17 protein-coding genes are annotated in these 20,281 nt (G+C 72.2%); 13 read left to right on the top strand and 4 right to left on the bottom strand.

What is annotated here, in order from left to right; all coding sequences use genetic code 11:
* Positions 1-23 precede the first annotated feature (23 nt).
* The 7 genes from AB0B66_RS41920 (at position 24) to AB0B66_RS41950 (ending at position 10,790) form a co-directional block, all read left to right on the top strand.
* Positions 24-806, top strand: a complete 783-nt coding sequence (locus AB0B66_RS41920) for an ABC transporter ATP-binding protein (protein ID WP_360540906.1) — start codon at positions 24-26, stop codon at positions 804-806.
* Positions 803-3,355 (top strand): FtsX-like permease family protein, encoded by a 2,553-nt coding sequence (locus tag AB0B66_RS41925; RefSeq protein ID WP_360540908.1) that lies wholly within the window; start codon positions 803-805, stop codon positions 3,353-3,355. Before AB0B66_RS41920 ends, AB0B66_RS41925 begins: the two co-directional genes overlap by 4 nt.
* 196 nt (positions 3,356-3,551) lie before the next feature.
* On the top strand, positions 3,552-4,340 hold the full coding sequence (locus tag AB0B66_RS41930; protein ID WP_360540910.1) for an ABC transporter ATP-binding protein: 789 nt from the start codon (positions 3,552-3,554) through the stop codon (positions 4,338-4,340).
* A complete protein-coding gene (locus AB0B66_RS41935) occupies positions 4,340-6,883 on the top strand; it encodes an FtsX-like permease family protein (RefSeq protein ID WP_360540912.1) in 2,544 nt (847 codons plus the stop codon). Before AB0B66_RS41930 ends, AB0B66_RS41935 begins: the two co-directional genes overlap by 1 nt.
* 326 nt (positions 6,884-7,209) lie before the next feature.
* Positions 7,210-7,791 (top strand): helix-turn-helix domain-containing protein, encoded by a 582-nt coding sequence (locus tag AB0B66_RS41940; protein ID WP_360540914.1) that lies wholly within the window; start codon positions 7,210-7,212, stop codon positions 7,789-7,791.
* Entirely contained in the window at positions 7,788-9,050 is a 1,263-nt protein-coding gene (locus tag AB0B66_RS41945) for an MFS transporter (RefSeq protein ID WP_360540916.1), read from the top strand. The genes AB0B66_RS41940 and AB0B66_RS41945 overlap by 4 nt, the downstream gene beginning before the upstream one ends.
* A 147-nt stretch (positions 9,051-9,197) precedes the next feature.
* Entirely contained in the window at positions 9,198-10,790 is a 1,593-nt protein-coding gene (locus tag AB0B66_RS41950) for an FAD-dependent monooxygenase (RefSeq protein ID WP_360540918.1), read from the top strand.
* Between the two features lie 231 nt (positions 10,791-11,021).
* On the opposite strand, the gene AB0B66_RS41955 is transcribed toward AB0B66_RS41950, so the two are convergent.
* The gene (locus AB0B66_RS41955; RefSeq protein ID WP_360540920.1) at positions 11,022-11,996 is read right to left on the bottom strand and encodes an ATP-binding cassette domain-containing protein; all 975 of its coding nucleotides are present in this window, start codon (positions 11,994-11,996) and stop codon (positions 11,022-11,024) included.
* Positions 11,997-11,998: 2 nt separating this feature from the next.
* Here AB0B66_RS41955 and AB0B66_RS41960 point away from each other — a divergent pair, with 2 nt between their 5' ends.
* The 3 genes from AB0B66_RS41960 to AB0B66_RS41970 all read left to right on the top strand — a co-directional run bounded on the left by AB0B66_RS41960 (position 11,999) and on the right by AB0B66_RS41970 (position 14,726).
* Positions 11,999-12,712, top strand: coding sequence for an ABC transporter permease (locus AB0B66_RS41960; protein ID WP_360540922.1), 714 nt, complete (start codon positions 11,999-12,001; stop codon positions 12,710-12,712).
* 67 nt (positions 12,713-12,779) lie between these two features.
* On the top strand, positions 12,780-13,505 hold the full coding sequence (locus AB0B66_RS41965) for an ABC transporter permease (protein ID WP_360540924.1): 726 nt from the start codon (positions 12,780-12,782) through the stop codon (positions 13,503-13,505).
* 216 nt (positions 13,506-13,721) lie between these two features.
* Positions 13,722-14,726: a glycine betaine ABC transporter substrate-binding protein gene (locus tag AB0B66_RS41970; RefSeq protein WP_360540926.1), complete on the top strand. Its 1,005-nt coding sequence runs from the start codon at positions 13,722-13,724 to the stop codon at positions 14,724-14,726.
* Between the two features lie 140 nt (positions 14,727-14,866).
* On the opposite strand, the gene AB0B66_RS41975 is transcribed toward AB0B66_RS41970, so the two are convergent.
* Complete coding sequence (locus tag AB0B66_RS41975; protein WP_360540928.1) at positions 14,867-15,499, bottom strand: SAM-dependent methyltransferase; 633 nt, start codon at positions 15,497-15,499, stop codon at positions 14,867-14,869.
* 95 nt (positions 15,500-15,594) lie between these two features.
* Here AB0B66_RS41975 and AB0B66_RS41980 point away from each other — a divergent pair, with 95 nt between their 5' ends.
* Positions 15,595-16,335 (top strand): GNAT family protein, encoded by a 741-nt coding sequence (locus AB0B66_RS41980; protein WP_360540930.1) that lies wholly within the window; start codon positions 15,595-15,597, stop codon positions 16,333-16,335.
* Between the two features lie 23 nt (positions 16,336-16,358).
* Here AB0B66_RS41980 and AB0B66_RS41985 read toward each other — a convergent pair whose 3' ends face one another.
* Positions 16,359-17,003, bottom strand: coding sequence for an HAD family phosphatase (locus AB0B66_RS41985; RefSeq protein WP_360540940.1), 645 nt, complete (start codon positions 17,001-17,003; stop codon positions 16,359-16,361).
* Between the two features lie 114 nt (positions 17,004-17,117).
* A complete protein-coding gene (locus AB0B66_RS41990) occupies positions 17,118-17,993 on the bottom strand; it encodes a septum formation family protein (protein ID WP_360540932.1) in 876 nt (291 codons plus the stop codon).
* Positions 17,994-18,152: 159 nt separating this feature from the next.
* Between AB0B66_RS41990 and AB0B66_RS41995 the strand changes: the two genes are divergently transcribed.
* Together AB0B66_RS41995 and AB0B66_RS42000 are read left to right on the top strand one after the other, a co-directional pair.
* Complete coding sequence (locus AB0B66_RS41995) at positions 18,153-19,577, top strand: WGR domain-containing protein (RefSeq protein WP_360540934.1); 1,425 nt, start codon at positions 18,153-18,155, stop codon at positions 19,575-19,577.
* A 183-nt stretch (positions 19,578-19,760) separates the two neighbouring features.
* Positions 19,761-20,177, top strand: coding sequence for a DUF2809 domain-containing protein (locus AB0B66_RS42000; protein WP_360540936.1), 417 nt, complete (start codon positions 19,761-19,763; stop codon positions 20,175-20,177).
* Positions 20,178-20,281 lie beyond the last annotated feature (104 nt).

Below are 20,281 nucleotides of genomic sequence, written 5' to 3' on the forward strand. Positions count from 1 at the left end.
CAGGCGCTGACAGCCTGTGGGGCATGACTTCTCCGGTAACCGACAGGCCCGTCGCGGGCGCCGGCGCCGCTGCCCGCGCGACAGACCTCTGGAAGGTGTACGGCTCGGGCGAGGCGCAGGTGATCGCCCTGCGCGGCGTCGACGTGGAGCTCGAACGCGGCCGGTTCACGGCCATCATGGGCCCGTCCGGCAGTGGCAAGTCCACCCTGATGCACTGCATGGCGGGCCTGGACTCGGCCACCCGCGGGCAGCTCGCCATCGGCGACACCGCGCTGAACGGGCTGGGCGACGCGGGCCTGACCCGGCTGCGCCGGGAGAAGGTGGGCTTCATCTTCCAGCAGTTCAACCTGCTGCCGACGTTGACCGCCGAGGAGAACATCCTGCTCCCACTGGCCATCGCCGGACGCAAGCCCGACCCGCAGTGGTTCAAGACCGTCGTCGACACCGTCGGCCTGGGCGACCGGCTCGGGCACCGCCCCAACCAGCTCTCCGGCGGCCAGCAGCAGCGGGTCGCCTGTGCGCGGGCGCTCGTCGCGCAGCCGGAGGTCATCTTCGCCGACGAGCCGACCGGCAACCTGGACAGCCGGTCCGGCGCGGAGATCTTGAGCTTCCTGCGCCGCAGCGTCACCGAGCACGGGCAGACCATCGTCATGGTCACCCACGACGCGAACGCCGCGAGCTACGCCGACCGGGTCATCTTCCTGGCCGACGGGCAGATCGTCGACGAGCTGACCGAGCCGACCGCAGACGCCGTGCTCGACCGGATCAAGCGCCTCGACGTCGTGGCCACGGGGGCCACAGAATGATCAAAGCCAGCCTCCGCGGCCTGCTGCAGCGCAAACTGCGCCTGTCGCTGGCCGTCTTCGCCATCGTGCTGTCGGTGGCGTTCCTGGCCGGCAGCCTGGTGCTGTCGGACACCCTGAACGCGCGGTTCACCGCGTTGTTCAGCACCATCAACCAGAACGTGTCGGTGGTGGTGCAGCCGAAGGACCCACAGGCGGTCGACCCGGCCCGGCTGACCGAGGCACAGTTGCGGACCCTGTCCGAGGTCGACGGCGTGAGCGCCGTCTCGCCGGACGTGAGCGCGCAGGGCGTGACCCCGTTCCGGACCACTGACGGCGAGCCGGTCAGCGCCGACGCCGCGCTCGGCTTCGGCGTGGACGGCAACGACGACCCGCTGGGCCTGATCGAGCTGCGCGAGGGCCGCTGGCCCACCGCCGAGGGCGAGATCGCGATCACCGCGCACACCGCCGAACTGGCCAAGGTCAAGCGCGGCGAGCAACTGAAGGTGTACCTGCCGGTGCTCAACGAGCCGCGCTCGTTCACCGTGGTGGGCGTGGCCGGCTACTCCGGCGGCCGCGACAGCCTCGCCGGCGAGGTCGTGGTCATGTTCCAGCAGGCGTTCGCGCAGCGCACGTTCTACGGCGAGACCGGCCGGTTCGGCGGCGCGTCGTTCGCGGCCGAGGAGGGTGTCGGCGACACCGAGCTGAAGCGGCGGATCGAGGAGAAACTGCCCGCCGGGTTCAAGGCGCTCACCGGCCAGGAGAGCAGCGAGGAGCAGTCGGCGCAGGTCGGCGTGCTGTTCGACGTGTTCAAGTACATCCTGATCGGGTTCGCGGTGGTCGCGGGCATCGTCGGCATCTTCCTGATCTTCAACACCTTCAACATCATCGTCGCGCAGCGCACCCGTGAGCTGGCGCTGCTGCGGGCGCTGGGCGCCGGGTGGGGTCAGGTCGCCGGGTCGGTGCTGCTGGAGGCGCTGGTGGTCAGCCTCGTCGGCGCGACCGTGGGCCTGGCGGCCGGCATCGGGCTTGCCGCGGCGGGCGAGGCGGCGATCACCAGCGAGGTGGAGCTGCCCAGCGCCGGGCTGGTCGTCGCGCCGCTCACGGTGATCCTGGCGTACCTGCTGGGTGTGGTGGTCACGCTGGTGGCCGCGTTCGTGCCCGCGGTACGCGCCTCGTCGGTGCCGCCGGTCGCGGCGATGCGCGACGTGGTGCGCCCGGACAAGTCGCTCAAGGCCCTGTCCATCGTCGGCGCGGCCTTCGCGCTGCCGGGAGTCGGGCTGGTGCTGCTGGGCGCGTTCGCCGATCTGGGCGGCACCGCGTTCCTGATCCTGCTGGCCGGCGCGGTGCTGGTGTTCATCGGGGCGCTGCTGCTGTCGCCGCTGCTGGCCCGCCCGATCGTGCGCGGTCTGGGGGCCCTGGTCGGCCGGGGCTCGGCCGGTGACCTCGGCGTGCGCAACGCGGCCCGCAACCCGCGCCGCACCGCCGTCACCGCCGCCGCGATCATCATCGGCGTCACCGTGATCGGCATGACCGCGACCGTCGTCCAGTCCTTCAAGACGAGCCTTTCGGACATCATGGGCGAGAACATCGGCGTGGAGGTGATGATCCAGGCGAGCGTGACCGCTGCCCCGGACGGCCGGCAGGGCTTCAACCCGAAGGCGCTGGAGCAGGTGCGCGCCATCCCCGGCGTGAAGGAGGCGGCGGCCTGGCACTTCGACGCGCTGGGGGTGAGCGTGGCGGGGCAGCCGCAGGCGTTCGGCATCTTCGCCACCGACGTCGGCCAGGCCTCGCGGATGTTCCCGTTCGACGCGACAGACGGCCAGATCCGCACCCTGGCCGCGCAGGAGCTGGTGCTCGACGACAACATCGCCGAGACGCTCAAGCTCAAGGCGGGCGACCGGACCCCGGTGGTGATCGGCGGGGTGACCCGCGACTACACCGTGGTCGGGGTGTACAAGGCCACGCCGATCATCCAGGGCATCCTGGTCGGCGAGCCCGCGGTCGCGGACTTCCCCGGGCCGCTGGCGTTCCAGGGCTTCGTGTCGCTGAACGACGGCGTCGACGCGGCCCCGGTCGTCGAGAAGATCGAGACGATCATGAAGGACTACCCTGGCGTGCAGGTCGGCGACCGGCAGTCCTACGTCGACCAGGCCACCGCCAGCTACGACTTCCTGCTGATCGCGGTGCAGATCCTGCTGCTGGTGGCGCTGGTCATCGCGCTGCTGGGCATCCTGAACACGCTGGTGCTCAGCATCGTCGAGCGCACCCGCGAGCTGGGGCTGGTCCGCGCGGTCGGGCTGAGCCGGGGCGGCCTGGTCTGGATGATCACCGTCGAGTCGGTGCTGATCACCGTGTTCGGGGTGTTCCTCGGGTTGGCCCTCGGGGTCGGTCTCGGGGCCGCCTTCACCAAGGCGCTGATGACACTGGAGTTCGCGACGGTCATCGCGATCCCGTGGCTGGAGCTGGCGCAGTACCTCCTGGCCGCGGTCGTGGCCGGGGTGCTCGCCGCGGTCATCCCGGCCCGGATGGCGGCCCGGCTCAACGTGCTGGACGCCATCTCGTACGAGTAGCCGCCCGCCCGGGTCAGGGTCGCCCCTGACCCGGGCGTGGGGCCTTCCCCGCGCGCGGAAGCGGGGGGACGCTCACCCCGCGGGCCGAGGTCCGCGGCGCTTTCCCCGCTGACGATGAGTACACCGGCCGGTCGCGTGCCCCGCCTTGGCAACGCGGCCGGTCGGTCCATTCGTCGACCGGCCGAGGGAAGAACTCATGACAACAGCAGCCCCGCCCCTGATCCGCCAGCGCGTGGAGACCGCCGCCGCCCGCGCGTCGCAGGTGTGGAAGGTGTACGGCTCCGGCGAGGCCCAGGTGGTGGCCCTGCGCGGAGTGGACGTCGAGCTCGAACGCGGCCGGTTCACCGCCATCATGGGCCCGTCCGGCTCCGGCAAGTCGACCCTCATGCACTGCCTGGCCGGGCTCGACTCGGTCAGCCGCGGGCAGGTGTTCGTCGGCGACACCGAGGTCACCGGCCTGTCCGACGCCGGGCTGACCCGGCTGCGCCGCGAGAAGATCGGCTTCATCTTCCAGCAGTTCAACCTGCTGCCGACGCTGACCGCGCAGGAGAACATCCTGCTCCCGCTGGCCATCGCCGGGCGCAAGCCGGACCAGGACTGGTTCCGGACCGTCATCGACACCGTGGGCCTGGGCGACCGGCTCGGCCACCGCCCCAACCAGCTCTCCGGCGGCCAGCAGCAGCGCGTCGCCTGCGCCCGCGCGCTCGTCTCCCGGCCCGACGTCGTCTTCGCCGACGAGCCGACCGGCAACCTGGACAGCCGCTCGGGCGCGGAGGTGCTGGGCTTCCTGCGCCGCAGCGTCACCGAGTACGGCCAGACCATCGTCATGGTCACCCACGACGCCGTCGCCGCCTCGTACGCCGACCGGGTCGTCTTCCTCGCCGACGGCCAGATCGTCGCCGAACTCACCGGGCCCACCCCGGAGCGTGTGCTCGACACGCTGAAGAGCCTGGACCGCGCCGCGCAGCCGGAGACCGAGCTCTGATGCTGCGCGCCACCCTGAAGAGCCTGCTCGCCCGCAAGCTGCGCCTGATCCTGTCGGGCCTGGCCGTGCTGCTGGGCGTGATGTTCGTGTCCGGCTCGTTCGTGCTGACCGACGCGCTGGGCCGCTCGTTCGACAACATGTTCTCCTCGGCGATGGCCGAGACCGACGTGCTGGTCACCGCCCGGCCGGCCATCGACGTGTCGGAGCTGGAGGGCGAGCCGGTGCCCGGCATGCTCGCCGCCGCCGACCGCGACGCGGTGGCCGCCGTGCCGGGCGTCGCGCAGGTCGTCGGCGAGGTGCAGGCCGACGGCGCCCGCGTGATCGGGGCCGACGGCAAGGTCGTCGGCTCGTTCGGCCCGCCGCGGTTCGGCGCCAACTGGACCGGCGAGACCGGCGGCCTGGAGCTGCGTGAGGGGCGCGGCCCGTCGGCCGCCGACGAGATCGCGATCAACGTGACGCTGGCCGAGCTGAGCAAGCTCAAGGTCGGCGACCGGGTCGGTGTGCTCACCACTCAGCCCAAGAAGATGTTCACGCTGGTCGGCGTATTCGGCTACGAGGGCGGGCTGCCCGGCCGCGGGCCGGTGCACGAGGTCCGGTTCACCGAGCCGGTGGCGCAGGAGCTGATGCTGGGCACGCCGGGGGCGTACACCAGCCTGAGCGTGACCGCCGCGCCCGGCACCGACTCGGCGGCCCTGCGCGACGCGATCAAGTCGCGGCTCGGCGAGGGTTACGTGGTGCAGACCGGCCAGGAGGCCGCGGCGGCCATCGCGGGCGGCTTCAAGACGGTCCTGGACCTGTTCAACAACATCCTGCTCGGCTTCGCCGGGGTGGCGCTGTTCGTCGGCACCTTCCTCATCCTGAACACGTTCTCGATCATCGTGGCGCAGCGGACGAAGGAACTGGCGCTCAGCCGGGCGCTGGGCGCGAGCCGCCGCCAGGTCATCGGCTCGGTCATGGTCGAGGCCCTGGCCATCGGGCTGCTCGCCTCGGTGCTCGGCCTGGCCGCGGGCGTCGGCGTCGGCGCGCTGCTGGCGAAGCTCGCCGCCGACTTCAGCAGCATCGTGCTCGCCTCCATCGGCGTGCCGCTCGCCGCGGTGATCAGCGCGTTCGCCGTCGGCATCGGCGTCACCGTGATCGCCGCGCTGCTGCCCGCCGTGCGGGCCTCCCGGGTGCCCCCGGTCGCCGCCCTGCAGGAGGTCGCCACCCCGGACCGCCCGCTGACCACGCTGACGGTCAGCGGCGCCGTGATCGGCGCGCTCGGCGCGGGCTCGATCGCGTTCGGACTCGCCACCAGCGGCGACGCCGTGATGTGGCTGCTGCTCGGCGGGGTGCTCGCCACCTTCGTCGGGGTGTCGCTGCTGAGCCCGGTGCTGGCCCGCCCGGTGGTGTCCGTGCTCGGCCGGCTGTTCTCCTGGTCGGTGCCGGGGCGGCTGGGCCGGCTCAACTCCGGGCGCAACCCGCGCCGCACCGCCATCACCGCGGCCGCGCTGATGGTCGGCGTCGCCCTGATCACGGGCGTGAACACCACGATCACCTCGGCCGACCGCAGCCTGCGCGGCGACGCCGAGACGGGTTTCCAGGCCGATCTGATCATCTCGGGTCAGGAGTCGCCGGGCATGCTGCCGACGTTCGACGAGGCGCTGCTGCCCCGGATGCGGGCGGTGCCCGGCATCGCCACGGTCACCGCCGAGTACCACGACCAGGCACTGATCAACGAGGAGCCGAGCGGGGCGTCGGCGGTGACCGACCTGCCGGCCGTCGTGCGGGACCTGTCCCTGGTCACCGTCGCGGGCTCGCTGGCCCAGCCCGGGCCGGGCGAGGTGGTCGTCGACGACCAGAACGCGGCCCAGGCCGGGTTGACCGTCGGCAGCACGGTCACCGTCAAACTGCCCAAGGGCTCGCCGACGTCGTACCGGATCACCGGCGTCTACCAGCGGGCGCCGTTCTACGGCGGCTACATCTTCGGCACCGACCTGGTGCCGGGGATGCGCTTCCCGCAGCCGTCGTTCGCGTACGTCCGGCTGACCGACGGCGCGGACGCCACCACGGCCCGCCAGGGCCTGGAGGCGCTGCTCGTCGACAGCCCCGAGATGCTGGTCGAGGACGAGCAGCAGTACCTGGACCGGGAACTGGGCGAGGGCGCGCAGATGCTGCTGATGATCCAGATCCTGCTGGGCCTGGCCATCGTCATCGCGGTGCTCGGCGTCATCAACACCCTGGCCCTGTCGGTCCTGGAACGCACCCGCGAACTCGGCCTGCTGCGCGCCATCGGCCTCAGCCGGGCGGCGACCATGCGCATGATAACCGTCGAGGCCGTGGTGATCACCGTGTTCGGCGTCCTCCTCGGCGTCGCCGTCGGCATCGGCCTCGGCGCGGCCGTAGTCCAGGGCCTGGCCGACGAGGGCCTGAGCACCCTGGCCATCCCCTGGCCCGCCATCGGCGTCTACCTGGCCGCGGGCGCGATCCTCGGCGTCCTCGCCGCCGCCCTGCCCGCCACCCGCGCCGCCCGCATCAACGTCCTCACCGCCATCGCCCACGACTGAGGAAAGGAAGGGCACCTTCACAACGCTCCGCGTTGTGAAGGTGCCCTTCCTTTCGCATTACCCGTGCTGACCAGATCGACAGCGCTGGCGCGCGCCACAGACCACCGCGGACCACGGGCGCGGTGGTGATCGCCGTTTCCGGACAGATCATGCGGCAGCACCGCAGTTTCTGGCCGGAAACGGCGATCACCGCCGCCCCGCAGCGATTGATCATGAAGTTGTGGCAGCGACACGCCGTCGACCCTGGCCATAAGTTCATGATCATCGCGGGAGGGAGTGCCGGCTCGGGATTGCCAAGGAATCTTTGCAAAGATATGTTGGCGGTTATGGCCGCTGATCGCATCACTCTTGATCCGCGCACGTTGCGCGGGCTCGCCCATCCGCTGCGCGTACGCCTGCTCGGGCTGCTACGGGAACGAGGGCCGTCCACCGCCACACTGCTCGCCGCGCAGCTCGGGCAGTCCAGCGCGGCCACGAGTTATCACCTGCGGCAGCTCGCGCTCTACGGCTTCGTGATCGACGAGCCGGCCCGAGGCAACAACCGCGAACGCTGGTGGCGGGCCGCGCACCGGGGCACCACCGTGGACCACGTCGAACCCGAGTCGTTCGGGGACTTCGAGGCCTACCTGCGCGCCGTGGCTGCCCAGTACGCCGCCCGCGTCGACCGCGCCCTCGACGAGTACGCCACCCGCCCGCCGCAGTGGCAGCGCGTCGGCACCATCAGCGACTGGACCGGGCAGCTCACGCCCGAGGAGACGAAGGAGCTGCAGGCCGACCTGTTCGCGGTGTTCGAGCGATACCGGCGCTTCGACCTCGACTCCCCCGCGCCCGAGGGCACCGCCCGGGTCCACGTGCAGTTCCAGGTGCTGCCCTTCCCTGAGGCGGCTCCGTCCGGGGAGGGCTCGTGAAAGGCCTGGTCGGCCTGCTGATCGCGGGCACCGTGTCGCGAGTCGGCAGTGTGCTGACGTTCCTGGCGATCCCGTGGCTGGTGCTGGAGACCACCGGCAGCCCGTCCCGGATGGGCCTGGCCGCCGCGGCCGAACTGCTGCCGTACGTCCTGATCGGACCGCTCGGCGCGCCGCTGGTCGACCGGATCGGGCCGCGCCGGGTGTCCATCGTCGCCGACCTTGCCAGCGCCGCGGTGATGGCGGCGGTGGCGTTCGGGCAGCGCGGCGGGTTCGGCGTGCTGCTGGTGCTGCTCGTGCTCGCCGGGGCGCTGCGCGGACTCGGCGACTGCGCCAAGCGGGTGCTCCTGCCCCCGACGATCGCCGCGTCCGGAGTGGACACGACCCGCGCCACCACCGTCTACGACGGCGCGAACCGGCTGGCCGGGCTGCTCGGCGCGGCCCTGGGCGGGGTGCTGATCGCCACGCTGGGCGCGCCGCGCACGGTGCTGCTCGACGGCGTCTCGTTCGTCGCGTGCGCGGTGCTGGTGGCCGCGCTGGTGCCCGCCCGCGCCGCGGACACCGCCGCCGCGTCGCCGGAGCCGTACCTGACCGCGCTGCGCGGCGGTGTGGCGTACCTGCGCGGCGACCGGCTGATGCTGGGCATCCTGGCCATGCTGTTCGTGACGAACCTCGCCGACCAGGCCAACGGGGCGGTGTTCGTGCCCGTCTGGATCGACGAGGTGCTCGGCTCGCCGGCGGCGCTGGGCTGGGTGAGCGGCGCGTTCGGGCTCGGCGCGGTGCTGGGCAACCTGGTCTTCACCGCGCTCGCGCCGCGCGCGCCCCGCTATGCCGTGTTCACCATCGGGTTCCTGATCGGCGGCTCGCCCCGGCTGGCCGTGATGGCGCTGTCCGACGAGCTGACACTGGTGCTGGTCGCGGCCTTCGGGTCCGGGCTCGCGATGGCCGCGGTCAACCCGATCCTGGCCGCGACCATGTTCGAGCGGGTGCCCGAGCACCTGCAGGCCCGGGTGCTCAGCCTGTCCAACGCGATCGGGTTCGCGGGCATCCCGCTGGGCGGCCTGCTCGGCGGTTGGGCGGTGGAACACGTCGGACTCACCCCGGCCCTGCTGGTCTTCGGCGCGTGCTACCTCGGCGCGACACTGGCCGGTGCTCTCACCGGGCACCTGGCGCCAACTCGACCGCCAACCGCCCCCTACTCACCCGCCCGCGCCCCCGCCCACCCCGCCCACGCCCCCGCCCGGCGACGCCTCGGCTCGTGACGGCGAGCCGATCTCCAGTGGATCTAGATGATTTGTGGTCGCCAGGGTGACCACAAATCATCTAGATCCAGAAACGGTGTCAACCCAGGTTGACGCTCTCGCGTTGTGTCAACTACGGTTGACACAACGAACGAGAGGAGGCGGGCGGTGGACGTCGACGTGGTGATCTCCGGGGGCGGCCCGACGGGGCTGCTGCTCGCCGCCGAGCTGCGGCTGGGCGGCGTACGCGTGGTGGTGCTGGAACAGCGCGCCGAGCCCGACCCGGTGCCGCGGGCCAACGGGCTGGTCGGCCAGGTGGTGACCGTGCTCTACCGGCGGGGCCTCTACCGTGCCCTGGCCCGCCACAGCAGTGGGCCAAAGGCGTTGGTCCAGCGCTGGTTCACCGGGGCGTACGGCGACCGGCCCCGCCCCGTGCGCGTCTTCTCGCACGCCGGGTTCCGGCTCGACCTGCGCCGCCTGCGCGAGGCCAACCCGCTGCACGTGCTCGCGGTGCCGCAGCGGCGGATGGAGGAGGTGTTCGAACGGCACGCCCTCGCGCTGGGCGCGGACGTCCGGCGTGGACACACGTTCACCGGGCTGGTCCAGGACGGCGACGGCGTCACCGTGGAGGTCGACGGCCCGGACGGGCCGTACCGGCTGCGGGCGGCGTACCTCGTGGGCTGCGACGGGTCGCACAGCGCCGTGCGCAAGGCCGCCGGGATCGGCTTCCCCGGCGAGACCAGCCGCGAGGTCGTGATCCGCATGGCGCACGTGGTGCTGCCCCGGACCGCGCTGACGCCCGCCGGCGCGCTGCGCGCCGCTGACGGCACGGTCTACCGGCCGTACCGGCTGCACCGCACGGCGTACGGGGCGTTCTCGTTCGCCTCGTTCATTCCGGGGGTGCACGTGCTGAGCACCCACGAGTGGGACGCCGAAGCGCCCAGCGAACAGGCCGCCATGTCGGTCGGCGAGGCGCGGGCGAGCCTGTCCCGGGTGGTCGGCGCGGACGTCCCGGTGGCCGATCCGCCCGCCGACGGCCGGCCGTGGATCCTGCGCAGGCTCACCGAGCGCAACAACCGGCTGGCCGACCCCTACCGCGCGGGCCGGGTGTTCGTGGCGGGCGACGCCGCGCACGTCTTCGCCGGATTCGGCGGGTCCAACCTGAATCTCGGCCTGCAGGACGTGGTCAACCTGGCCTGGAAGCTGGCCCTGGTGCTGCATGGCCAGGCCCCGGACGCGCTGTTGGACAGCTATGCCGCCGAGCGCGTGCCGCAGGCCCGGCGGGCTCTGGACCGCACCCGCGAGCAGGCGGAGCTGATGGCTCCCGGCGACGAGGTGACCGCCGAACGCGAGCGGTACGCGGCACGCCTGCGCGAACCCGGGTTCCTGCGCGAGGTCGCCGACGCCGTCGCGGGACTGGATCTGCCGTACCCGATGGGTGGTGGTCATCCGCTGCTCGGCAGGATGGCCCCCGACCTGCGCTTGATGCACGACGGCCGGCGGGTCCGGCTCGCGTCGCTGCAACACGGCGCACGAGCGATCCTGCTCGACCTGACCGGCGGCTCGACCCTGGCCACCGCGCTGGCCCCCTGGCGCGACCGCGTCGACCTGGTCCGGGCGGCGCCACGCGACCCCGGCACTCCCCCGGCCCTGCTGATCCGCCCCGACGGCTACGTCGTCTGGGCCGGTCCCACCCCGGACGACCCGACCGGCCTGACCACCGCCCTCACCACCTGGTTCGGCCCACCGACCCGGCCATGATCGTTCGGCCCGCCACGATCGTTCGACTTGCCTGGCACCTGTGCGTATCTTGAGCCCGCTTTCCCACAGGTGCCAGGCAAGTCCAATGACCTTGGTGAGGCGAACGCCCTCACCGAACCCCGCGTAGGCCGGACTCGGACGGTGCGAGGCTGACAGCGGCCGGCTGGGAACCGACCGGCAGCCGTGTGTGACCGCGAGCGCCGAAGTGCGCGTCGCGGGCGGCGGGGATGCTCAGCGGCGCAGGACCGCGTAGACGTCCTCGGGGGTGAGGATGCCGAGGGGGTCGAGGCCGTCGCGGACCACGACCCAGCCGGTGTCGCCCTCCAGGAGCGCGGCGAGCGCGTCGCGCAGGGTGCCGTCCGCCGGCACCGACGGGGCCTGCTGACCCGCATGGTCTCCGTCCGGCAGCGGGCGCAGGCCTTCGCGCGGGATCGGGGTCACGGCCAGCAGCTTGATGCCGCGGTCCGCGCCGACGAACTCGGCGACGAACGTGTTCGCGGGCTTGGCCAGCAACTCCGCCGGGGGCGCGAACTGCTCCAGCCGGCCGCCCTCGGACAGCACCGCGATGCGGTCGCCGAGGCGTACGGCCTCGTCCACGTCGTGCGTCACGAACACGATGGTCTTGCGGACGGTCTGCTGCAGCCGCAGGAACTCGTCCTGCAGCCGCCCGCGCACGATCGGGTCGACGGCCGAGAAGGGCTCGTCCATCAGCAGCACCACCGGGTCGGCGGCCAGCGCGCGGGCCACCCCGACGCGCTGGCGCTGCCCGCCCGACAGCTCGTGCGGGTAGCGGTTCGCGTAGCGGGCCGGGTCCAGGCCGACCAGGTCCAGCAGTTCCGCGGTGCGTTCGGCGACCTGCGCCTTGGGCCAGCCGAGCAGCTTCGGCACGGTGCCGACGTTGTCGCGTACGGTCTGGTGCGGGAACAGTCCCACGTTCTGGATGACGTATCCGATGCGCCGGCGCAGCGCGATCGGGTCCACCGCGGTGATCTCGTCCTCGCCCAGCCACATCCGCCCGGCCGACGGCTCGATGAGCCGGTTGACCATCCGCAGGATGGTGGACTTGCCGCAGCCCGACGGCCCGACCAGCACGGTCAGCTCACCGGCGGGCAGCTCCAGACTCAGCTCCCGCACCGCGACCGTGCCGTCGTCGTACTGCTTGCGTACGCCGTCCAGCCTGATCGACACCGCAGCGGTACGGTTCACCTATGCCCTCCAAGGTCAACGACGCTGTGCTCGTCTGGGGCGCACCGGGCGACGATCCGCGTAACCCCTGGTTCTCGTGGAGCTACGTCAGCCAGAACGCCGACACCCTGCTCGCCGCGCTGCGCGAACACCTCTACCTGACCATAGTCGCTGTGGTGCTGGCGACGGTGATCGCGATCCCGCTGGCGGTCCTGGCATACCGCGTCGGTTCGCTGGCCGGGCCGATCCTGGGCTTCACCGGTGTGCTCTACACCATCCCCTCGCTGGCGCTGTTCGCGTTCCTCGCGCCGTTCACCGGCATCGTCGCCCCGACCACGGTGCTGATCGGACTGACGATGTACGCGCTGCTCACCATCGTGCGCAATACGCTGACCGCGTTGCGTCAGGTGCCCGCCGACGTGCTCGACAGCGCCCGCGGCATGGGCTACGGCAAGCGCGCCATGCTGTGGCGCATCGAGCTGCCCCTGGCGCTGCCCGGCATCATGACCGGCCTGCGCATCGCCACGGTCTCGACAGTCGCGCTGGTCACGGTCGGCGAGATCGCCGGCTGGGGCGGCCTCGGCGAGCTGATCATCGGGGGCTTCAACAGCAACTTCTACCGCCCGCAGATCATGACCGCGACGCTGCTCTGCGTGGCCCTCGCCCTGGTGCTCGACCTGCTCCTGCTCGCCGTCGGCCGCGCCATCATGCCGTGGACCCGCCGGAGGGCCGCATGAGCGAGCGCCGCGCGAGCGAATCAGAAGGCACCGCCTATGCCGCCGACGAGCGTAGCGAGGAGACGGCATGAGCGTGATCGAGGACGCGATCCTCTGGCTCAACGACCCGCTGAACTGGACCAACCCCGACGGGATCATCTCCCGCACGGTGGAGCACCTGTGGATCTCCGCGGCGGCGGTGGCCCTGGGCTGCGCGGTGGCCTGGCCGCTGGGCGTGTGGATGGGGCACGTCGGCCGGGGCGGCCCGGCGGTGGTGACGGTGACCAACCTCAGCCGTGCCGTGCCGACGGTGGCCCTGCTCACCATCTTCCCGCTCACCGTGATCGGCTTCGGCCCGCCCGCGATCATCCTGGCGCTGTCGCTGTTCGCGATCCCGCCGCTGCTGGCCAACGCCTACCTGGGCCTGCGCGAGGTCGATCCGGAGGTGCGCGACGCGGGCCGGGGCATGGGCCTGTCCGGCTGGCAGCTGCTGCGCAAGGTCGAACTGCCCCTGGCGGTGCCGTACCTGGCCAACGGGTTCCGGGTGGCCGCGGTGCAGGTGCTGGCCACGGCGACGCTGGCCGCGTACGTCAACGGCGGCGGCCTCGGCATGATCATCAGCCGGGGCTTCGGGCTGGGCCTGACCGCGGGTGGCGGCCAGGTGCTGGCCGGCGGCCTGCTGGTGGCGCTGCTCTGCCTGACCGTCGAGGGCCTGCTCGCCCTGGCCGAGAAGGCGCTGCTGCCCAAGTCGCTGCGCCGCGTCAGGCACCGCCCACCGGCCTCGGCCGCCGACGCGCTGCCCGCCGGCTCCTGAGCAGGCGGTCAGCGTAGGCCCGCGGCGTCCCGGCATGACGTCGGTCACGCCGGGGCGGTCACGAGGAGCGGCTGACCTGCGTTTGTGAACGGTTTGCGAACTGTCGGACCCGGGTAGGCCGAGCACGGTTCACGAATTCATCGCAAGGATGTCTCAGGTACGGAGTAAGAAAGACCTTTGCGCATCATTCGCAGTGAAGACGACGGAAGGCTGAATATGGCAACGCACACCCGGAGGGCGTCCGTCCTCCTGCTGGCCGGTGTCGCCGCGGCGGCGTTCGCGCTGACCGGCTGCGGGCAGGCAGGCTCCTCGGGCACCGAGGCCCCCGCGACCGCCTCGGGCGCCGGCTGCGCGCCGGTGGCCGGCGACCAGCTCGTGGTCCTGGCCGACGACAAGCACCTGCAGAACGCCGACAACGTCATCGCGGTCGCCAACGCCAAGCGGTCCACTCCCGCGCTGCTGGCAGCCGTCGACAAGGTCGGGGCGGCGCTGGACACCCCGAAGTTGATCGCACTGAACAAGGCCGTCGAGGTCGAGCGCAAGACCTCCGAGGTCGCGGCGCAGGAGTTCGCGGCGCAGGCGGGGCTGGCCACCGGCCTGTCCGGCGGGTCCGGCCCGGTCGTGGTCGGCGCGGCGAACTTCCCGGAGAGCAAGACCCTCGCCGAGCTGTACAAGATCGCCCTGAACGCGGCCGGCTTCCAGGCCACCGTGCAGGTCTCCGGCAACCGCGAACTGTACGAGGCGGCCCTGGAGAAGGGCGAGCTGACGGTGTTCCCGGAGTACGCGGCGACCCTCACCGAGTTCCTCAACCAGAAGCAGAACGGCAAGGACGCCGCCCCCAAGGCCAGCGGTGACGTCACCGCGACCGTGGCGGCCCTGAAGGAGCTGGCCACCAAGGCCGGACTGACCGTGGGCACACCCTCGGCCGCCGCCGACCAGAACGCGTACGCGGTGACCAAGGCGTTCGCCGACCAGCACCAGCTGAAGACCCTGTCCGACTTCGCGGCCAAGTGCTCCGGCCAGGCGTCGGTGCTCGCCGGTCCGCCGGAGTGCCCGCAGCGCGCCTTCTGCCAGCCCGGCCTGGAGAAGACCTACGGCATCACCTTCGGCTCGTTCCAGCAGGCCGACACCGGCGGCCCGCAGACCAAGACCGCGGTGACCACCGGCAAGGCCACCCTCGGCATGGTCTTCTCCTCCGACGGCAGCCTCACCACCAACTGACCCACCCCACCACCGGCGGCCCGCTCCCCCTGGGACCGGGCCGCCGCCCGTTCTCCGCGTTGATCATGAACTTATGGCAGTGTTCGACGGCGTGTCGCTACCCTAACTTCATGATCAACACAGAGGAGGGGGGCGGCCGGTCAGGTGAAGCGGAAGAGGGGGCGGTCGGGGGGCGTGGCGGGCGGCGGAGCGGTGAGCCGGTGCACGCCGACCGAGAACAGCACGTCCTCGGGGGCGTGAAAGGCCGTCTCGGCGAAGCCCGCCTCGGCGAACCAGGTCCGGATCGACGGGGTCAGGTCGGGCGCGCGGCGGGTCCTGGTCCAGATGACGGTGGCGGCAGGCGAGCACAACCGCGGCAGTGCGGCGACGGTACGCCGGACGTCGGCGTCACCGATGTTGCCGAAGACCCCGGCGAACAGCAGCAGGTCGGCCGGGACGGCACCGGCATAGGACTCCGGCAGCCCGGCATCGGCGCAGTTCACCGTGACCGCCACACCGAGGCGCTCGGCCTCGGCCCGCGCCGCCGCCGCGTTGCGCGGGTCGTACTCGATCAGCGTCGCCCGCACCCGGGCCGCGTCGGGCCGCCGCGCGAGCACGCCGAGCAGGTCACGCCCCTGGCCGGCGCACGCGCTGACCACCGTCAGCAAGGGCTCCGGGCGCTCGTCCAGCCATCTGTCCACGTGCACCTGCACCAGCCGCAGTCTCCGCGACAGCGGCGACCCCGGATCGGCGTACGGCCCGTGCCAGTCATACCAGTCCTTGTCAGCGCTCACAGCCGACCAATGTGCCACGTCCGCCAGCCGCCCGGGACCCCGAACCGGTGCCCGTTGCGGCATGATCGAGCTCCCCACGCCCCCGGGAGCCGACCGTGTTCGACCGCACTACCGCGTTGTGCCGCAGGACCGGCCTGCACGTCGTGACGACGCGCCGGTTGTGGGTGATCAGCTCACGCGCCGACGACCTGGCACACCACGTGTTCTTCCAGGCCGACGAGCGGGCCCGGCACTGGCAGGGCTGGTGGCCCGAGGAGGAGCCGCCGGCACCCGCGCGGGCGCTGGCCCGGCCGCCCACGGACCCGACCGGCGCACTGACGCCCGTGGTCGAGATGCTGTACTTCACCGCCGTGGAACGCGCCACCCGGCTCCCCGTCGCCGGAGTGTCGATCACGGCGACCGATGGCGGCGCACACCAGATCGGCGGCAACGTCCACCTCGATCACCGCGGCAAGGGTTACGGCCGGCAGGCCATGACCGCCGCATGCCGACTGGCGCATCGCCATTTCGGCATCGCGACGCTGGCCGCCGCCTGCGAGGTCGCCAACACGGCGAGCATGCGGTGGCTGGCCGGATGCGGCTTCGCCCACGACGGCCCGTCGCGGCCGCACGTACTGCCGAACGGGCGCGAGATCGACGCTCAGTGGTGGACCCGCACCGACCGACGGGCTCGCCGACGCTGCGCGTGGCTGCGCACTCTCGCGGAAGCGACCGCGGTCACGGCGGAACGGCAGCCCGCCGACCCGGCGGTGAACGTGCCCCCCGCGGTCACGGCGGACCGGCAGCCCGCCGGCCCGGTGAACGTGCGCCCCGCCGCCCCGGACCTCATCCGATAGCGGCGCGCTCCGCCGCCGCGCCGTCAGCGAGCCTGGGCCGGTGACGCGGCCAGGGCGGCGAGGGTGACGCCGGCCAGGGTGGGGAGCAGGGTGAGGCCGGTCATCGGCTTGAGGGTGACCGCGTTGGGGACGCCGATCACCCGGGTGCCGGCGGCCAGGGCGCTGGCCACACCGGTGGGCGAGTCCTCGATGACCAGGCAGTCGGCGGGCTCGACGTTCAGCAGCTTCGCCGCGCGCAGGTACGGGTCCGGGTGCGGCTTGGTGAACGCGACCTCGTCGCCGCAGATCACGGCGTCGAAGTTGTGCCGGCCGAGCGTGTCGAGGGCGACCTCCACGGCCCGACGGCTGGTGGAGGTCACCAGGGCGGTGGGCAGGCCCGCGGCGCGCACCTCGTGCAGCAGTTCCTGCGCGCCGGGCCGCCACACCAGTTCCGTCGCGAACAGCCCGACGACCCGGTCGTAGATCCAGGCCGCGCTGACGGCGGCGTCGCGCCAGGGCTGGCCGATGCCCTCGTGGAACAGCAGCATCGACTCGTCGACGGAGCGGCCGACCATCGCCAGCCGGACCTCGACCGAGATCTCCGCACCGTACTCGCGGGCCAGCTCCTCGATGGCCAGGTCCCACAGCGGCTCGCTGTCGAACAGGGTCCCGTCCATGTCGAAGAGCACTGCCGCCGGAGTCATGTCCACGATCATCCCTGGCCGCGGCCGGGACCGCCGCCGACCGTGGCTGACATCACGCTCCGCGGTCGCGGCGGCCCGTGCGGGCCGCCGCGCACGGCCTCAGAAGCCCGGCAGGCCCTTGCCCTTGGTGCCCTTGGCGGTCTTCTTGATCTTCTTGGTGCCGAAGTACACCACGCACCGGACTCGGCGGTCGCCGGCCGCCCACGCCTCCGGGTAGGCCGGCCAGGCGATGGTGGACAGCCGGAACCACTGCGACGTGCTGACCCCGACGTAGCCGGCGGCCAGCTCGCTGCACTGCCGGTACAGCGCGAACCACTGCCGGTCCGACTCCGGGTAGGGCAGCGTGCGGGGCGCCCGGAAGAAGCCGATGTACTCGGCGTTGTGCGCGCTGGAGCAGGAGGCCTCGGTCATCGAGTCGATGCGGTCGTCCTTCGACACGGCGTTGGCGCAGCCGAGCAGCAGCGCCGCCGGTTTGTCGCCCTTGAGGCTGCCGGTGCGTTCCGTCCAGGCCTCGTCGTAGTTAGCCGCACTCACCTCGACCAGGTCGCAGCGGAACCAGCGCGCCCCGCCGTCCCACGCGCGCGACATCGGGATGGTCAGGTGCAACTGGAGCCGCCACCGCCACCACGGGCCGCCGAGGTAGTCCGCGGTCTTGGTGTCGCACTCCGCGTACGCGGCCGCGAGCTGCTCCGTACCGGGTTCGGTGTCACCCGTGAACGTGCCGACGTGGCCGACCTCCGCGAGGTGCTTGTCGCCGCACGGCACGGGCTTGACGAAGCTGTTCACGGAGGGCGCCGGCCGGCTGTCGAAGCAGCTGCCCACCTCCGGCAAGACTGCCTTGACCTGAGCCATCGGCACCCAGTCGTCGGCCAGCTCCCCGTCCGCGCCGTCCGGCAGCCCGGAGCCGCACCCGGCCAGCGCGACGTTCAGCAGCAGTGCGGCCAGCATGGTGCCGGCCGTCAGACGTCCCCGCATTGTCACCCCGTTCATCGATTGCGTCGCAGCGTAGACAAGCTCTCGCGGTAGCGGATCGGCCCATCGGCCGATCTTGGTTTGCCGCGCGGCACGCTGTCGGGGGCGGCGGATACGGTGTGGCCGAAGCGTTCCCCTCCGCGAGAGAAGGCCCCTTCCCCCATGGCCGCTGAGACCACCTACCTCGAACTGTCCGAAGCCGACGGCGGCTCGCACAAGTTCTACGAGGTCGTCGTCGACGACACCGAGCTGACCATCCGCTATGGCCGGATCGGCGACGCCGGAGCCACGACGAAGAGCACGTTCGCCGACAACGCCAAGGCCCGTGCCGCCGCGGCGAAGAAGATCGGCGAGAAGGTACGCAAGGGGTACGCCCCCGCAGTGCAGGGCGCGCGGGCCAAGCGCGCGGTGTCGCGGCGCACCATCGTCAGCACCCGCTCGACGGCGAAGACCGCGCCGGTGCTGTGGCGCTACCGCTCGGGCACGTCCGCGTTCGGCATCTTCGTCGACAGCAAGGTCTGCATGGTCGGCAACGAGGCCGGTGTGATCACCACGCTGTCACACAGCGCCGAGGTGGTGCAGCAGTTCAAGCTGCCCGACGGGGTCAAGTGCATCGTCGCCGACGACGCCTGGCTCTACGCCGGCTGCGACGACGGCAACGTGTACGACCTGTCCGGCAAGGTGCCGCGCCTGGCCTACCGGATCGCCCCCGACATCGACATCTACTGGCTCGACATCCACGACGGCGTGCTCGGCGTGTCGGACGCGGGCGGCGGCGTGGCCGCGATCGACCATGAGGACGAGTTCCTGTGGCGGCGCAAGAGCCAGGGCTCTTCGGGCTGGATGGTCCGCTGCGACGCCGACGCCGTGCACCACGGCCATTCCGGCGGCGTGACCAGCTACGACTGGCGCACCGGCGAGCAGCTGTGGACCCGCAGCACCGGCGCGGTGCTGTTCGGCTGGCAGGAACAGCACACGCTGTACGCCGGCACGTCCACCCGCAAGGTCGTCGAGCTGGGCAAGGACGGCTCGCCGCGCCGGGAGTACCAGTGCGACGCCCCCGTGTTCTCCTGCGCGACCAGCCCCGACGGGGCGTACGTCTTCGCCGGTGACAGCAGCTCCTCGGTGTACTGCTTCGACAGCTCCGGCAACCGCCTGTGGAAGCTCGGCACCGGCTGCGGCTCGGCGTACTCGATGCAGTACCACGACGAGCGGCTCTACATCGTGACCACGGACGGCTCGCTGGCCTGCATCGACGCCACCGAGTCGGCGATCCGGGCGGCCGAGCAGGGCACCGTGCCGGTCGTCGTCGACGTGAAGGCCGCACACGTCGAGGCGGTGGCCCCGTCCACCACGGTCGAGGTCGTCTCCGCCGAGGCGGGCGCCGACGGCGTCGTGCTGGAGTGCTTCGAGGAGAGCGGCCGGCTGCGGGTGCGTGTGGTGTCCGAGGGCTTCCAGCAGTCGTGGCAGGTGCAGTTCCCCAAGGGCATCCGCGAGGCCGGCGCGCGCTACGTCGTGTCCGAGGTGCGCCAGGCCAGCCGGGGCGGCTTCTACCGCGCCTTCGGTGAGATCCGCCGCCTGGCGTGACCCCGAATCTCCCGCCGCCGCGTCCGGGTGCCACCGGACCGCGGCGGCGGGCCGTCCGCGACCGGAGCGGCGGGTCCGCGCGGTCGGCTCCGGACCGTCGGCGCGCGCCGGGTCACCCCGACATCACCCGATCTTCACAGTCTCACCACCGGCGAGGCCGGGCCGGCTCCGTACCATCAGCGGATGCTCCGCACCGACTGGACCCGCCGCCTGCACGCGCTCGCCGCGGCGATCGCCGTCCTGGTGATCGCCCTGCTCATCCGGGCGCTCGCGGACGGGCCGCTGGAGCAGCACTCCGGCACCGCGCTCTACGCCTCGATGATCTATGCCGGGGTGTTCGTCCTGCGGCCGCGCACCACTCCCCTGCTCGCGGGGGCGGTGGCGATCACGTTCTGCTGGCTGGTCGAGCTGTCGCAGCTGACCGGCCTGCCCGCGTACCTGTCGGAGCACAGCCTGCTGGCCCGGCTGGCGCTAGGCGTCGCGTACGACCCGCTGGACATGCTCTGGTATCCGGCGGGGGTGCTCCCGCTGGTCGCGGTCCATCTGCTGACCCGGGCGCGGCTGGTCGTCGGACAGGCCCCGCGATCCGGCGAGCGATGATCGCCGTTTCGGGTCAGAACCAGCGGCCGGACCCCCCGGTCTTAACCGAAAACGCGAACAAGACCCGGGGCCGCCAGGGATAACGCCGCCCGCCCAGCGGGTGA

The organism is Catellatospora sp. NPDC049111 (assembly GCF_040648615.1).
Taxonomy (GTDB): domain Bacteria; phylum Actinomycetota; class Actinomycetes; order Mycobacteriales; family Micromonosporaceae; genus Catellatospora; species Catellatospora aurea.

Bases quoted from the DNA above. Each gene is read 5' to 3' on its own strand.
- AB0B66_RS41920 (WP_360540906.1), top strand. From the start codon at position 24: ATGACTTCTCCGGTAACCGACAGGCCCGTCGCGGGCGCCGGCGCCGCT.
- AB0B66_RS41925 (WP_360540908.1), top strand. From the start codon at position 803: ATGATCAAAGCCAGCCTCCGCGGCCTGCTGCAGCGCAAACTGCGCCTG.
- AB0B66_RS41930 (WP_360540910.1), top strand. From the start codon at position 3,552: ATGACAACAGCAGCCCCGCCCCTGATCCGCCAGCGCGTGGAGACCGCC.
- AB0B66_RS41935 (WP_360540912.1), top strand. From the start codon at position 4,340: ATGCTGCGCGCCACCCTGAAGAGCCTGCTCGCCCGCAAGCTGCGCCTG.
- AB0B66_RS41940 (WP_360540914.1), top strand. From the start codon at position 7,210: ATGGCCGCTGATCGCATCACTCTTGATCCGCGCACGTTGCGCGGGCTC.
- AB0B66_RS41960 (WP_360540922.1), top strand. From the start codon at position 11,999: ATGCCCTCCAAGGTCAACGACGCTGTGCTCGTCTGGGGCGCACCGGGC.
- AB0B66_RS41965 (WP_360540924.1), top strand. From the start codon at position 12,780: ATGAGCGTGATCGAGGACGCGATCCTCTGGCTCAACGACCCGCTGAAC.
- AB0B66_RS41970 (WP_360540926.1), top strand. From the start codon at position 13,722: ATGGCAACGCACACCCGGAGGGCGTCCGTCCTCCTGCTGGCCGGTGTC.
- AB0B66_RS41990 (WP_360540932.1), bottom strand. From the start codon at position 17,993: ATGCGGGGACGTCTGACGGCCGGCACCATGCTGGCCGCACTGCTGCTG.
- AB0B66_RS41995 (WP_360540934.1), top strand. From the start codon at position 18,153: ATGGCCGCTGAGACCACCTACCTCGAACTGTCCGAAGCCGACGGCGGC.
- AB0B66_RS42000 (WP_360540936.1), top strand. From the start codon at position 19,761: ATGCTCCGCACCGACTGGACCCGCCGCCTGCACGCGCTCGCCGCGGCG.